16 protein-coding genes are annotated in these 15044 nt (G+C 41.5%); 6 read left to right on the plus strand and 10 right to left on the minus strand.

Features of this window, described 5'->3' with window-relative positions; translation table 11 throughout:
- Nucleotides 1-81 precede the first annotated feature (81 nt).
- The gene (locus JZO70_RS12945; protein ID WP_207672351.1) at nucleotides 82-174 is read left to right on the plus strand and encodes a type I toxin-antitoxin system Fst family toxin; all 93 of its coding nucleotides are present in this window, start codon (nucleotides 82-84) and stop codon (nucleotides 172-174) included.
- A gap of 93 nt (nucleotides 175-267) precedes the next feature.
- Here JZO70_RS12945 and JZO70_RS12950 read toward each other — a convergent pair whose 3' ends face one another.
- From JZO70_RS12950 to JZO70_RS12975, 6 genes are all read right to left on the minus strand, one after another.
- Entirely contained in the window at nucleotides 268-471 is a 204-nt protein-coding gene (locus tag JZO70_RS12950; protein ID WP_207674008.1) for a hypothetical protein, read from the minus strand.
- A 396-nt stretch (nucleotides 472-867) separates the two neighbouring features.
- Entirely contained in the window at nucleotides 868-1542 is a 675-nt protein-coding gene (locus JZO70_RS12955) for a DUF2461 domain-containing protein (RefSeq protein WP_207674009.1), read from the minus strand.
- Nucleotides 1542-2402, minus strand: coding sequence for an RNA polymerase sigma factor (locus tag JZO70_RS12960; RefSeq protein ID WP_207674010.1), 861 nt, complete (start codon nucleotides 2400-2402; stop codon nucleotides 1542-1544). The genes JZO70_RS12955 and JZO70_RS12960 overlap by 1 nt, the downstream gene beginning before the upstream one ends.
- Nucleotides 2403-2730: 328 nt before the next feature.
- Nucleotides 2731-2982, minus strand: a complete 252-nt coding sequence (locus tag JZO70_RS12965; RefSeq protein WP_207674011.1) for an AbrB/MazE/SpoVT family DNA-binding domain-containing protein — start codon at nucleotides 2980-2982, stop codon at nucleotides 2731-2733.
- 161 nt (nucleotides 2983-3143) lie between these two features.
- Nucleotides 3144-4478, minus strand: coding sequence for a flavin monoamine oxidase family protein (locus JZO70_RS12970; RefSeq protein WP_207674012.1), 1335 nt, complete (start codon nucleotides 4476-4478; stop codon nucleotides 3144-3146).
- A 57-nt stretch (nucleotides 4479-4535) separates the two neighbouring features.
- Nucleotides 4536-5345: a MerR family transcriptional regulator gene (locus tag JZO70_RS12975; protein ID WP_207674013.1), complete on the minus strand. Its 810-nt coding sequence runs from the start codon at nucleotides 5343-5345 to the stop codon at nucleotides 4536-4538.
- Nucleotides 5346-5672: 327 nt separating this feature from the next.
- On the opposite strand from JZO70_RS12975, the gene JZO70_RS12980 reads away from it, so the two are divergent.
- Nucleotides 5673-7388 carry an AAA domain-containing protein gene (locus tag JZO70_RS12980; protein ID WP_207674014.1) on the plus strand — a complete coding sequence of 572 codons (1716 nt, stop codon included), beginning with the start codon at nucleotides 5673-5675 and terminating at the stop codon, nucleotides 7386-7388.
- 103 nt (nucleotides 7389-7491) lie between these two features.
- Here JZO70_RS12980 and JZO70_RS12985 read toward each other — a convergent pair whose 3' ends face one another.
- A complete protein-coding gene (locus JZO70_RS12985) occupies nucleotides 7492-8748 on the minus strand; it encodes an IS110 family RNA-guided transposase (RefSeq protein WP_207674015.1) in 1257 nt (418 codons plus the stop codon).
- Nucleotides 8749-9135: 387 nt separating this feature from the next.
- On the opposite strand from JZO70_RS12985, the gene JZO70_RS12990 reads away from it, so the two are divergent.
- On the plus strand, nucleotides 9136-9900 hold the full coding sequence (locus JZO70_RS12990; RefSeq protein WP_207674016.1) for a DeoR/GlpR family DNA-binding transcription regulator: 765 nt from the start codon (nucleotides 9136-9138) through the stop codon (nucleotides 9898-9900).
- Nucleotides 9901-9953: 53 nt separating this feature from the next.
- Here JZO70_RS12990 and JZO70_RS12995 read toward each other — a convergent pair whose 3' ends face one another.
- Nucleotides 9954-10781 (minus strand): sugar phosphate isomerase/epimerase, encoded by an 828-nt coding sequence (locus tag JZO70_RS12995; RefSeq protein ID WP_207674017.1) that lies wholly within the window; start codon nucleotides 10779-10781, stop codon nucleotides 9954-9956.
- A 22-nt stretch (nucleotides 10782-10803) separates the two neighbouring features.
- Nucleotides 10804-11970, minus strand: coding sequence for an iron-containing alcohol dehydrogenase (locus tag JZO70_RS13000; protein WP_207674018.1), 1167 nt, complete (start codon nucleotides 11968-11970; stop codon nucleotides 10804-10806).
- 222 nt (nucleotides 11971-12192) lie between these two features.
- On the opposite strand from JZO70_RS13000, the gene JZO70_RS13005 reads away from it, so the two are divergent.
- The 3 genes from JZO70_RS13005 (at nucleotide 12193) to JZO70_RS13015 (ending at nucleotide 14085) form a co-directional block, all read left to right on the plus strand.
- Entirely contained in the window at nucleotides 12193-12618 is a 426-nt protein-coding gene (locus JZO70_RS13005; RefSeq protein ID WP_207674019.1) for a hypothetical protein, read from the plus strand.
- Nucleotides 12619-12790: 172 nt separating this feature from the next.
- On the plus strand, nucleotides 12791-13186 hold the full coding sequence (locus JZO70_RS13010) for a tautomerase family protein (RefSeq protein ID WP_207674020.1): 396 nt from the start codon (nucleotides 12791-12793) through the stop codon (nucleotides 13184-13186).
- Nucleotides 13187-13326: 140 nt separating this feature from the next.
- Nucleotides 13327-14085 (plus strand): DeoR/GlpR family DNA-binding transcription regulator, encoded by a 759-nt coding sequence (locus JZO70_RS13015; protein WP_207674021.1) that lies wholly within the window; start codon nucleotides 13327-13329, stop codon nucleotides 14083-14085.
- A 47-nt stretch (nucleotides 14086-14132) separates the two neighbouring features.
- On the opposite strand, the gene JZO70_RS22700 is transcribed toward JZO70_RS13015, so the two are convergent.
- Nucleotides 14133-15044: an AEC family transporter gene (locus JZO70_RS22700; RefSeq protein WP_347565148.1), complete on the minus strand. Its 912-nt coding sequence runs from the start codon at nucleotides 15042-15044 to the stop codon at nucleotides 14133-14135.

Consider the following 15044-nt stretch of genomic DNA (forward strand, 5'->3'; position numbering starts at 1 on the left):
CGCTAGTTTGATCGATCATTAGCGTAGGTTTTACATCTTAATTTGTCTGGATCATGATCCTCCTTGAAAGGAGGTGGTGATGTGTATTTCGTTTTGCAATATATCATTGCGCCAATCATTGTTGGCTTGGTTACCGCCTGGTTCAAGCATTGGTTAGATGATCATGATCCATGACACTGACACCTGCGAAGGTGGGCACTTCGCAGGTGGTCAATTTGACCTTTGACAATTACATATTAATTGCGCTTAGAAGACCGCAAAAGCTCGCTACTTCTTCTTTGGAATAGCTAAGTACACAGACGCGGCAACGCTTAGCGCGCCCGTGGCGTAAAATATCGGGCCGTCTATAGTGATTGGCAGGCCGCCACCGATAAAGTAGCGGTACAGGATCACGATAAAGAGCAGCAGGGCCCAAAAAAGAACCAGCTTTTCAAAGAACGCTCTGAGAAAACCCGCAGCTATCTCGTCCATTTAGTCACTTCCTTAGTTTGAATAAGGGTATGCACCCTAGTTAGGTTATTTTAGCATGGAATGCTGGGGCTGGGAATAAAATAAAAGATAGTACATGAAGTAAAGGATCATCGGATCTTTTACTCGTGTACTATCTTTTAAGGATGGTAGTCAGGTTGATGGATTGTGAGATTTCCGGTTCCATTGTTTTAGATTTTGAGTACATAAGTTGTGTACCATCCCAATAACTGTAGATAGATTTACATTCCACTGTTTTAGATTTGGATCAAAACGATCGGATACTCCTTTGTAACCGGTATGATATTTACATTCCACTATTTTTAGATTTCTCAGATGGTTACTTGATTTAATTATAATGCATCAATAACTCAAAGCAAACATGCTAAGATAAAATTTCTACCTTTCTGGCATCTTGAATCCCAACAGGGCGTCGTTAAGAAAGCTATTTAGCGGCTGCATCAAACGGAATTTTTCTGCCGCAAACGTTAGGTCTTTCGTCAAAAGATCGGTATCACTTATGGCATATTCGATGGCCCAGGCTTTGTGTTTTAGATATTCGCCTAAAGGATGATCTTTGTCATATCCTCGGGGAACATTTTTCAATTTCTGGCCTGTCACTTCAAAGTTGTCGGTGAAACTTTTATCGGTGATGATTTTTTGGAACTCTTTACCATGGGTCAGTAGGCGGTCCCTGACTAATGTGGTGGCTTCGGGAAATTGACTAGCGAATATCCCACCACCTAGAAAAGATTTCCCTGGTCGAATACAAATATAGTAGCCAGCAGGAACAGGTTTCCTTTCGCCAATGGAAATATGAGCTCTGAATGCTGGATTGTAGGGTGATTTGTCATGGCTGAATCGTGTATCACGGTTGAGCCGATATATTAATCTTTTCGGGTCTAGGTTAGCGACGGATGGATCGAATTCTGCAATCTGAGCAATTAGGTCCTGCAGGAATCTAAGAAATTCGTTCTTGGCTTCTTGATATTCGTCCCGATGCTCTTTCATCCAATCCAGGGAATTATTGGCTTCCAGTGCTGCTAGGAATTCCAGGGTTTTATCTAATTTCATTAGGGGGTCCCTCCTTGAAAGCTCCGGATTTTGTGCATGTTTGAAGAATGGAACAACTTATCGATGAATTCTTTGGCTGAAATATTGGACTGATAAGCTGGCAGTTCAGAGAATACGGCTGACAGATCATCCAGCTGCTGGATTGTTTCCATATATTCTGTCAGGGTTTCTGGACTGATGCTTTTCAAGCTTTGATACTCCAAATTTTTGGGATTCAGTCGATTATTTTGAATAGCATAACCTACCCGTTTTTCACAGGAGCAAAAACCGGTTTCGGTTAATCCGCAGTGAACGGACAGGAACTCCCCGACTTTTTTTCGCGCTCGGGATAATTTCTGGCGATAATTTTCAGGGGTCATGTCTAAGATCTCACCTGCTATTCTGCTGTCCACCTTGAACATCGTTCCCAGCAAGAAAATGCAGCGAGTCGTCGGATCTAAGCATTGCAGCAGGACGTTCGTGCAGGACATTTTTAGTTCCTGGGCTAATATTTCTTGGCTGATACCTTCCAGCAAGTCCTCGCTGTTCTCGATATATCCGGCTTTTATATCGTTTGAATAGTAGTCAAAGTCCAATGGATACTGGGTGAACATCGATTTTTTGTAGTCGATCAGATAGTTGATCGCTAGTCGATAGACCCACGTTTGAAAATTGCTTTCCTTGCGAAAGGTGGCAAGGTTCGTGATTACCTTGGCTAAAATGTCTTGCGTGGCATCTTCTGCGTCGGGAATGGTGCCGAGCATTCTGAGAGATAGGTTGAAGATTAGGTCTTGAACGTCTATTAATAGAGTTTCTAAAGAATCGCGGTTTCCGGATATGGCTTCATCGATCAGCTGGTTGATTTTCTCGTTTTTAGGCATGAAATATCCCTCCTTTACTCTATTAGACAGGAAAATGGTGAGTTTGTGACAGGTTTTGGTAAATTTTTTTGAGGATTCTAAAAAAACTGCAAACGGTAGTTGATGGGTTTTCGTTTGCAGGTGGGGGGGATTGGTTTGGTGAGTGTGGACTTCACTGTGAGACCTTTTGAAAACTACAATTTGCGTTCCGCTTTATATAGATGTATCAAAACATCTATAGGTAGATCCTTTAGGTACTTTTCCATCAAAGGTTTTACTTGAGAGTCCCAGTTTAGTCCACCGTTGCCAATCTTAGAAATCCATTCAAATCGATTGTGCAATGGAAGGACTATAGCATTTCACGTCCACGAGGTTCTCCCCAATCAAAAGTTACCTTGTCACTTTCTTTTGCATCATAATCCTTAAATAGAGTCTGCAGATAATTATCGTTCTCTACTCGTGTTAACACTATCTGTTTTTTCTCATTAACGTCCAAATAAAATTTGGCTTCTGGATCGATATTGAGCTTTTTCCAAATGTTCTCTGGGATACAAATTGCATTGCTGCTGCCCAGCTTAGAAAGCTTTACAACTTGCTGCATTTTTTATCCTCCTTTTCGTTAGGATCGTTAATTAAAGTATATATCAAAGACATACTTTCGAATAGACTCATTGAATAGCCCACTCTGTCTTTTAATCCTTCAGACTCTAGAACAACGCAAAAAGGCCCGCTTATCCAGCGAGACCTTTTGTTTAACCTATTTTATTTGCTTTCAGCTTTAGCCAGAATCTTTTGCGCTTCACGTTCGCCTGAACGAACCGCGCCTTCAAAGTAACCGTTCCAGATCGTTGCCGTTTCTGTTCCGGCAAAATGAATGCCATCGACTTCTGATTGCAGGTATTCACCATACTTAATGAAGCCGCCTGGGGTAAAGTGTCCGGAGAAACAACCATTAGTAAAAGGCTCTTCATTCCAATCTTGGGTGATGAAATGTTCCGGATTCCGTGCTTGTTCACCGTACAGATGGACTAGTTCGTCGATTAAAAGCTCTTTTCTTTTAGCTTCCGGCAGCTTGCTTAGCTGGATTGAGTCGATTCCGTATACGAAGAAGGTTAATATACCTTTCTCTTCGTTCTCCAACGAGTTATCTAAACTCTCGATAATCAGTCCTTCGCTCATACTGCGTTGTCCAGATAGGCCGTCCTCACGCCAGAAAGGTTTCTCGTACACCGCGTGGAACTTCGATGCGCTGCCTGGCAGGATACTTTGCAGCGTCTTTTTCTTCCAGACTGGCAACTCCGGGGTGAAGGTGATTTTCGAATTTACCACAGTTGGTGGTACAGCGATTAGAACGTGATCCGCTGAATAGCTGTCGCCTGATCTTGTTTCTACCAGGTAGTCGTTGTCTTGCTTGATGACTTCTTTTACTACTTGATCGTAAAGGACTGAACCGTGGTCTTCTGCCATTTTTTCAGCGATTGCCTGCGGTCCGCCTACCACGCGATCCTGCTGTGCACCGCCTTTTGCGCCTAGCAAGCTTTGTGTGCCACCGCCTGCTTTAATGTAATACAGCATTTGGAATAGAGAAACTTCGCCGGCATCTGAAGCTAATAAACCACCAGCCAACATACGGCCGACAAAATTGGCGACTTCTTTATCCTCTGTCTGTAAGCTTAACCAACTGGCTAGCGTCATCCGATCTTGTGTAGCAATGTCGGGACTTTCGTGCGGGTGATCCAAATCGACCTGATCAGCTAATTCGTCGATAGCTTCAAGCAGCTCCAGCATTTCTTCTGGCTCGTTATCGTGGACACCATCCAAATAGTGATACTGTCCTTTACCGAATAGCTGCGATGGAAATGTCTTTACTCCATACTCATCAGCCAACTCGTACATACGATCCTGAGTTGGGCCTAGCCATTGACCACCCAAATCGATCTGAGTGCCATCATCTAACCATTTTGTTTCAGTACGGCCACCGACTCGGCTCCGCGCTTCCAAGATAATTGTGTTAAGTCCGTTTTTCTTTAAAGATAAACCGGCTGCCAGTCCAGCGAACCCAGCGCCGATGATAATCACATCATATTTTTTATCCATTATATTTCCTCCTAAAGTCTTCATAAGGAAAGTATAGGGGTTATAACCGTTATAGGGTCAATTTTTAAGTCTCACCTGGATCTCCGTCAAAAATTCTTCACTGTGCTGGGTCTCGTGAAAATCGATCAAATAGAACTCGTAGAAAGGCAGAATTACTTGATGGTTCAGCTTTTCTAGTTGTTCTTTCATGTTTGCCAGATGCTCACCTGCTTGCTCATACGGACCTTGGTAAAAGTAGCTGGCATACGTTCCCTTTTCTAGACAACCGCGCTGGGCGTCCATTCCCGCTGTTTCAGAATCTGTTAGGAACAGGATTCCTTCATAAGCGATTTTGGGACTATCGGTGATAATCCCAGCGACGAAATGAAAGTCGTAGGAGCTGCTTTGTTCCAGCACCTCTCCATAAAGTGTGCGCATCGCCGTTTCGAATTCTGCTTCATTCGTGTAGTCAACAGTTTTAAAAAAGTACGGCCGAGCTTCTTTTTCTGCGATCACTAGACTTTCGATAGGCAGCTCCTGCTTCTGCAGCTGATCTAATATCTGATTTCGCGCAGTCACTCCCGCCAGCTTTTTCTCCATTAAAGCAATCTTTTCCTTTAGCAGGCGCTGATTCTCTCGGAAGATTTCCTGCGTAGTCGCCAAGGTTCGATCCTTCAAGTACCCTTCAATAACTTCTAGCGGCACGTCCAGCTCCCGCAGGTCGCGAATGATGTTTAGTATATAGATTTCCTTTTCAGTGTACACTCGATAATTTTTCTCTGTGCGTTCCGGTGTCAGTAAGCCGATTTTTTCGTAATGTCGGATGATGTGGGTGGAGATCCCGTACATCTCTGCTATTTCTTTGATTGAAAAAAACTTCGCTTTCATTGGGTGGCCTCCTGTTTGGTTTTTGGGTTATAGGTTAAGGATACGTTAGATGGGAGGGGGTGGCAAATGGTTTGGGGTGTGAAAAGTGGTAAGTATAAAAAAAAATTTCTTGATGGTTGAGTTACTTTTTTAGGCTCGGATAATTAGCTATAATTGCTTCTCTATCACGTTCTATCGTATTTATATCTTGCAGTAAATAGATAAAAATAGAATTGAATATTATCTAAAGATGGAACATTGGTTGTTCGACTTTTGTATTATTGAACTATTCAATGCATTAATTAGTTATAATGGAGATTAATAAACAGAATTGAAGGTTGTTAAATTATGGTAACTATTTATATGCAGGGACAAGATAAGACGAAACAAATCACTGATTGGCGAATCAAGTATGATGATCCAAAAAAGACACTAAAACTAATAGTTAAATTTCCATCCGGTAAGTGCTTCTGTTCACCTATGAGCGAGTGCACGGTTAAACCTAGGAAAGACTATACTGGTAAACTACTACTTTGCGAAAAAAATCATTGTAGCGAAATTGAACGTGCTACTGAGTACGGAAACAAATTTATAGTCGTAAAGTACCCTCGGAGTGAAAAGCTGTATGTAATGAAGTCAGCTGATGTTTATGTCACCTCCAAATCAAATTGGAGAAACGAGGATTTATTCAAATATTTTACTAAAATCGCAGCTGAAAGAAGTACTAATGCAGAGGACAGTACTAAAAAAGCTATAGCAGATAACATCCAAAGGCAATTGAAAAAAATTACTTCCTTCGAAGGTAATGCTCTATACGCTTATTGTCATAAGAAAAATGAAAAAAGAGAATCAGATGATCAGCTGATTTTTCCGTTTGGCATAAATGAAAACCAGTTAAAAGCTGTTACGAATGCTTTTTCCTCCCAAATCAGTGTTATTGAAGGGCCTCCAGGTACTGGCAAAACTCAAACAATTTTGAATATTGTAGCTAACATTTTATTGAAGAATCAGAAGGTAGCAATTGTTTCCAACAACAATCCTGCCGTTAGTAACGTCTACGAGAAATTGGAGAAGGAAAAGCTGGGTTATCTAGTGGCTGAACTGGGTAGCATCAAAAATAGAAACGAGTTTTTCGCGTCAATCAAAGATATTCCCCCAGCATCCAACCATGCAGCTATTGAAATGGATTCTATCCAGAACACATTTGGCAAGCTGAAGGATTATTTACATGCTAAGAATAAATTAGCTCAATTAACGGCAGAAATAAAAGAATTTGAAATAGAAAAAGGCTATCTGGAGGATTGGCATTCCGAGCATCCTACCATCCAACTAATTGATGTTAAAAAATACAAACTGAGTCCTAAAAAGATCACTGATCTAATGGCCTACATCAGGCATTTAACTGATAAACATATTTCGCTTACAGAAAGATTTCGACTGATTTTAAGTTTTAGAATCTTTAGAACAGCTTTTTTAAACAATTATGCTGAACGTTTGAATTTTGTTTATACCTTGCAATTTTCTTACTACACTAAACAAATCGAAAATCGCCAGAAGAAAATCCAGCAGCTTGAAAAGACTTTGAAAGATATTAATTTCAACGATACTTTGGATACTCTAAAGAAAGATTCGATGCTCTTTCTCAAGCAGCATTTGGCTAAATCAATCAAAGATACAAAGAAGCCTTTTAAACTAGGTGACTACCGATGCAAAGGAAATTTCAAACAATTTATTGACCGCTTTCCAGTTATCGGTAGCAGCACACATTCTATCATTAACTCGTTAGCAGACGGGTATATCCTGGACTATCTCATTATTGATGAAGCCTCCCAGCAGGATATTGTGCCAGGTATTTTAAGTCTTGGCTGTACGAAAAATATCATTATCGTAGGTGACAGAAAACAGTTACCACACATTCCGGATAAATCTACACTGAAATGTCCATCTGAGTATTACGACTGTTCCAAGTATAGCCTGCTTGATTCAATTACTAGGGTTTATGAGAACAGGATACCAGTTACTTTGCTAAAGTCTAGTGGTAATAAGTCAAGTGAAAAAAGCTAACCATTTTACCACGAACACCTGAATGGAGGCGCACTTAAATAAGCCTAGCCTAATGAAACGTTTTCACCGGCTGACTTTGAAGGATTGCGTTAATAACAATTTGTTATTTCTCTATCGGCCCCCTTCGCGGCACATAGAGTTGGTGGTTTCGTAGCAGGATATCCACCAAACGCACAAATTTTCTTGCAGTTAAGACGATGGCACGTTTGTGTTGATGTTTCGCTGTTTCCACGTATTTCTTATGGTAATACGCACTGTATTCGGCATCGTGTCTTCTCATCGAGTTGGTGGCTTCAACTAGATAATAACGAAGGTAACGATTGCCCCGTTTCGCTAACGGTGTGTTCTTGGATTGTCGATTGCCTGATTGTTTTTTCGGCCAATAAAGCCCGGCATATTTAGCGATCTTTGTTTCATCATCAAAGCGTTCAATTTGCCCAATTTCAGCGAGAATCCCCGCTGCATAGACTAGACCAATACCTGGAATGCTGGTTAAACATTGATACTCTGGGACCGTCACTACTAAATCTTGAATGGCTTTATTTAGCTCTTTAATCAGTTTTTCTAAGCTGCGTATTTCACGAGCAATCACACTTAGAACGATGTCGACAGAATCCTGTTGGACTTTGCCTAAGCGGTAACTACCGCGAATCGCTTTTGCGATGGCTTTAGCTAACCCTTCGGGATTTTTAAATCGACCACGACCCATTTCTTGGATCAATGCCGCAAAGTCTTCCAATGGCATTTCGGCCAATTGATCGAGTGAATAATCTTCGGTCATCAAAGTGACCAATGTGGCACTGAGTACGGAGGTATCATTCCCGTTGGACTTTAGTTCAATGGGCAGCCGATTGCACTTGTAGTAAATGTTTTCGATAAAATGTTGCTTGGCTTCTACCAGCTGCTCGACAATCTGAAGTCTGGTACGTGTTAAATGTTGTAAAGCAAGATACTGCTCTTCTTTCACAACAGGGGTCGCGTAGCGACGGGTACGGAAGTACTCGGCAATGTAGAAGGCATCAATCCGGTCGTTCTTTTCTTCTTCAAAGATTTCGCGGTATTTCTTGATCTTTTGAGGTTGTTCAACCGATACCTCTAGATTGAAATGGCTGAGATCCTCATCCTCTTTGAAGAACATGGCAGGATGAAAGCTGTAAAGAGAGGTAGCTTCCATACCGACTACAATCTTTGAAAGCTCATAGGCTTCGACATAATCTAAAAGTACTTTTTTGATCTGAGAAGCACCGAGCAGACTATTTTCAAAGCGAGCTTCTTTCAGAATGGTGAGTTTCTCATCATCTGTTAGAAAGCAGGCATCTAAATGTTGGGAGCTAACGTCTAAACCGACAAATAATTTCATGAGGGAAGGACCTCCTTTCGTGAATTTTTTGGAAATTGCTTGGTTACTGTGGGATATCCCAGAAGACCGTTGCCTAACGACATCCTCGCCTAATAGTATTCGGATCACTAGACTTCAAAGCCACGCCCAATCCTGCACGAAAGGGTAGAAATCTAGTGGATACAGCTAGTGTGTTGGTTGTAAAAACAACGGTTCGGGTCACAGACTTTCAGTGCGGATAAAACCGCAGGAGCACATAGCATTTTCCCGTGAGTCCTTTCCAGAACTCAATTCTAGAACATCACACAGTAACCAAGCAAATAAAACGTTATTTATTTATCAAGGAACAACGAATACAAATCAGAGGGATTGAACTCTCTGGAATCTATTTTACGAGGAGCATGGACCATGAAATTGAAACGTATTCACGAAATGGAAGCTTACATCCATTCCCGCGGCACCGTCAGCATTGACGAATTGTGCGAGCATTTTGAGGTATCAAAAAATACCGTTCGCCGCGATTTAGATAAAATTATCCAAGGCGGCAATGTCAAAAAAGTCTATGGCGGAGTGGTCTCTTTAGACATTGACCAGCTGCAGCCTTACGAAAAGCGCGACACTAAGCACGATAAGCAAAAAGCTTTGATCGGAAAATATGCGGCGTCTTTAATTGAAGAAGGCGATTTGGTCTTCATCGATTCCGGGACTACCACGCGTCACATCGCCAAATATTTGAATCCGGACATGGCGTTGACTATTGTCACCAACAACTTGGATATTATCAACGCGGTGTCGGAATATCCCAACTATCGCATTTTCGTGATCGGCAATACGTTCAAAGCGGCAACTCGCTCATTTGTGAATGTAGAGGATCAAGGCTTCTTCGATCGAATCAATATCACGAAGGCCTTTATGGCAGCCTCTGCTCTTTCAGTGGAACGAGGCGTTACCAACTCTGATATGCTGGAATATGAAATCAAGCATCAGATCGTTAACAAAACCCCCCGCAACTTTTTATTAGTCGACAACAGCAAGTTTGATCGGGCGGCCCTGCAAACTTATGCTTCCATCGATACCTTCGAAGGTATTATCACGGATCTGCCGCCGACGGAAAAATACATTGAATACTGCGAAGCACACGATGTTGCTTTGTATTACCCGACGGAAGGGTAAACTCGAAAGAAAAATGATTGAGTCACGTAGATAACGGCAGACTCAATCATTTTTTAATTGAATCCAACTTCTCTTAAATAATGCAGTGTGCCCCGACATTCATTCCAGTAATCTGGCGCGGTTTCCGGCAAGATCGGCTTTACACTAACGTACTGAATAAGCCCATTGTCTGCCAGCTCATCATAAAGAATACCAAAATCAATCACACCTTCACCTAAAAAAGTCTCCACTTCCCGTTTAGCTGCACCCTTGGAAAATATCTCCTCGGTAACGTCCCTTAAATGAAGCGAACGGATCATTCCCCGCCATTCTTGCAGTACCTTTAAGGGGTCCAGCTGCTGATAAGCGACATTTTCTGTGTCCATCCATAAGCCCAGCTGGTGATTTTCTTGAATCAGCTGAGAAAAATAATTCTTCCCAGCTGTCAAGCCCTCCCTCCCCGGCTGTATCAAGGTTTCGATCGAAAATACAGAGCTCATAAAGCCGCTTAAGAGCTGGAGATTATTCAGTAAGTTATGCCAGTAGCCTGCTTTCAAATCTACTCGCAGCTCTTCATCCGCTTCCTGGACTTCAATGATTACCTGCAGCTTTTCCACTATTCTGACAGGAAATTTGGGAAGCCGTTGATACAATTGGGTAATCACTTCAATCGCTTTTTCTTCAATACTAAAATCCTCAATCACCTTAATCGCAGAAATGCTCAAATGATTTCGTTCCAGCTCCACGGCCAATACTTCTGGCGTAATTTGCTTAAACGCTTCAAATGGTAATTCAATCAGCGAGTAACCCAGCAGACGATATTGCTGCAGCTGCTGCTTCCAGCGCTGATTTTTTCCGCTTGTATCCAGGCTGACTTGGATTGACACAGGTATGTTCTTCATAAGCTTTTCTCCAGGCTAAAGATTATTTTGCCGAAAATGCTGCCATATACAATTCTTTGATCTCATCATGTGTCGGTACTTTTTTATTGTTTTGCGGGCTGCCGCTGGCTAATGCATCGGTGGCCATTTTATCTAATACCGCCAAAAATTCTTTTTCATCAATGCCGTAGCCTTTTAAGTCAGGAATTTGCAAGGTTTCGCAAATTTGATTTACCGCAGCAATGAACATTTCCGCTGCTGCCTGATCCGTTTTACCTTGTGCTTCTGGATAAACGAAGCGAGCAATTTCCGCTAAATCGGTTAAAATTGCATCCTTTGAGAAATCCAAGAAAATATTCAACAGCATCGCATTAGAAATTCCATGAGGCACATGGAATAGTGCCCCAACCGGACGACTCATTCCGTGGATCAAGGTTACCGAAGCATTTGAAAAGGCAATCCCTGCTTCAGTTGAAGCGATTGACATTTGTTCCCGGGCCGCTGAATCACTGCCGTCTTGGTAAGCTTTTGGCAAGTTTTCCATAATTTTTTTGATGGCTTGTAATGAGAACATTTGCGTCATACCGTTAGCTTTAACCGAAACATAAGATTCCAGTGCATGGCACAAGGCATCTAATCCAGTCGCCGAAGTCACTCTAGCAGGTACAGTTAAGGTAAAGTCAGAATCCACGATGGCAATGTTAGGCAAAAATTTAACGTCCTTCATCATCATTTTCACGTCAGTTTTGGTATTGGTAATGACCGTTACATCGGTTACCTCTGAACCGGTCCCCGCTGTGGTTGGCAAAGCAATCACTGGAACACCTTCGTTGAAATCCGTCACACTTTTATCGCCGATGGCTTCAATGGTTGTATCGTTGGTAGCCAATACCGCTACGGCTTTGGCTGTATCTAAGCAGCTGCCGCCGCCAAAAGCAATCACGAAATCACATTTGTTACTAGTATAAGTATCTAAAGCCCCATACACATTTTCCTGCGTCGGTTCAGCGGTAATATCGGTATAAATCGCATATTCCAGCGAAATTCCTTCTAAGCTTTTCGTGATAATATCCAGGTGACCTGTTTGCTTCATTAAACCATCACTGACAATCAACGCTCTTTTTCCTAATTTTTGTGCTTCCTCTGCTAAATGTGCCACTGTCCCTGATCCTAGTCTTAGGATTGTCGGCATTTGAAATTTAATATTCATATTCTCATGACCCCCTCAAGTTTAACCTTATTGTACTCCAAAAGTTAACCAAAAGTCAACAACAAATAGACATGAATTTTGCTAAATTATTCAGCAATACTATCCTAATCAGTCGTTTTTCGAAATTTCTTTGCTAAAAAAACGGGAGTTTGTTTGACTATTCACAATACACGCGCTATAATACACGCATACATAACCAAATTATATTATAGAGGTGATATCATGAGTACTTTTTTAGCAGATTTATCGAAAATCAACATTGTTCTAATTGATAGTGATTGCTTATTTGATGACTGTTCCCCAACTTTTTCCACTTATACTTCTCAAATGTTTAGTCGTTTGACAGAACACCAAAAACAGCTTCTTTTTTATTGTGAAGACAAGAGAACGCTTAACCACGGAGAGCTGCCTGGCCCTTTAATTACAAAGAACGAGCTGAAAAGCTTAAAGATCAACCCTGCTTCCTGCATGGTAATCGCTAAAGGCGAACAGCGTCCCTTCCTATTTAACTATGGTTCTGTAGTTATCAGTACCGAACCTACTAAGAATCCTGCAGTTACGGCTGTTGCTAAAAATAAAGAGCAGGAAACAGTAGCAGCCTTTCTTGATTACGCACTTTTGAAGGGTTTCTACTATAGTATTGCTTAAATAAAACCTTAGATTTTTCAGCAAATTTCTTAAAATATGTGAAATAAAGCACTTATGCTTCCTCTTGTACCAAAACATACTCATAATTTGAGCGTATTACTTGTTAAAACCCAAATGATCAGTTATCCTGAGCTTATTGATAGATGCAAATGGTTAAACGAGGAGGACTATCATGCCACTAATTAAAATAGATATCGTTGAAGGAAGAAGCGAACAAGACATCCGTAAGATGCTGGATGCGATTCACTCAGCCGTGCTGGAGGCTTTCCATGTGCCTAAAGGCGATCGCTACCAAATTGTTACTCAGCACAAAAGCTACGAAATGGTTTTGGAGGACACGGATCTGGGATTCACCCGCGAACAACCGGATATTGTAGCGATTACTGTGATCAGCAGGAAACGGGAATGCCATGATAAAGTAACCTTCTATCGGCTGATCAAAGAAGGATTGGAAAAAGAGCTGGGCATCGCACCCCAAAACATTCTGATTTCCATCACCGAAAACGGTGACGCGGATTGGTCCTTTGGCTTCGGTGAAGCACAATTCATCACTGGTAAATTGCAATAGTTCTACAAGCCGTCTGATAATCAGACGGCTTTTTTCACATCTTTTTGGAATTAAACTAAAACATCATGGTTAACTATTGATTATATTTTAGTGATATGGTAGTATTATTTTTACGAACTATCGGGAAAGGAGGGGTCAAAATGAAAGTAAAAAGACTACAGGAATTAGAAGAGTTTATCCACTCTGAAGGCCATGTCTCCATCGATGAGCTTTGCTGCCAGTTTCAAGTTTCTAAAAATACCATTCGTCGGGATTTGAATAAGCTGGAAGAAGATGGTCTAGTAGCGAAGGTGTATGGCGGCGTTTCTTCATTGAATCAGACGGCAACTCCCTTCAAAAAGCGAATTATCGAGCACGACGCTGAAAAGAAACAAATTGCCCGGAAAGCTGCCGAAACAATCGAAGATCACGACATGATCTATATTGATTCCGGCACCACCACGCATCACTTAGTGAACTACATTGACCCTGATTACCACGTGACCATCATCACCAATAGCCTTGATGTACTGAATCAATCGGTCAATCAGCCAAATTGCAAGGTACTCCTCTTAGGAAACACCTTCAAGAGCAACACTCGATCTTTTATTAACGTTCGAGACTGGCCCTTTTTTGAGCGCTTGAACATTAATAAGTCCTATATGTCCGCAACCGGGGTATCGTTGGAACGCGGTGTAACCAATTCTGACGTTTATGAGTACAGTATCAAACATCAGATTTTGCAGAAGTCTTTGAAGAATCATCTGCTGGTGGATGCCAGTAAATTTGGCAAGGCTGCCTTGGTGACTTTTGCCCAAATCGCTGAGTTCGACACTATTTATACCGGTTCTGCTATCCCTCCTGCTTACTTAGATCATTGCGAAAGTCAAAATGTAACCGTTGCGATAACAGAAAAATAGCGATTATATGGACTAATTATTGTCTATATAATCGCTATTTTTCTAGACTAAAGTACCAAATAGAAAATAGTCGGAATCGTCACAATACTCAGCAAAGTGGACACAATGATAAACTCCGAAGCGATTTGCCCCTGACCGGAATACTTTTCGGCAAATACCGAATTCACCGCACCAGAAGGCATACAAGAAACCAACGCAACAATTTGCAGCAGCAGCGGGTCCGTCACAAATACTTTGAAAAAGAAAATTAGTATGATCGGAATCACAATCAAGCGGACAAAACAAAACTGCAACGTACTTAAATTAGTAAACAGCCTTGGCGATAAAGTTTTACTTAACAATGCGCCATTGATCATCATTGCCAAAGGTGTAGTGAAGCCCGCAATGGCCTGAAGTGGCGTGCTAACGACTTCCGGCACGGTGATTTGAAAAACAAAAAAGAGGAAGCCTAATACGGCTGCAATAATAGCTGGCGTAGACAAAATTTTCCGGGGACTTACCAGCATCCTTCCTGCAAAAATCGATTCTCCTAAGCCAAACAAAAACAAATTACCGATAGTGTTGAAGGCAATTAGGATGACTAATCCAATTTCCCCAAATAACGCACTGACAATCGGAATTCCGATAAACAGTACACTGGAAAACGTGCTGCAGCCGATCCAAATGCTGCGAATTTTTTCTGCGATTCTAAATACTCGAGCAAACAGCAGGCTCAACAAATATAAGGCAGTAAAAAAGACCACCGCTAGAGCTAACGAGCGGAAAATCAAACCTAAAATCTCTTCAGAGTATTCAATCTGAAAACTGTTGAACACCGCACAGGGCAAAGCAAAATTAGTAATCAACACTGAAAAATTTGCCTGCACCTCCTTGCCCAGCCACTCCTTTCGCGCCATCACTAATCCCAAAAGAATGTATACTAGTAAAATAATATTTTGAAGTAAAATCGTCGTGAAAAT

Origin of the sequence: Candidatus Enterococcus moelleringii (assembly GCF_017377575.1) — a bacterium.
GTDB classification, from domain to species: domain Bacteria; phylum Bacillota; class Bacilli; order Lactobacillales; family Enterococcaceae; genus Enterococcus_A; species Enterococcus_A moelleringii.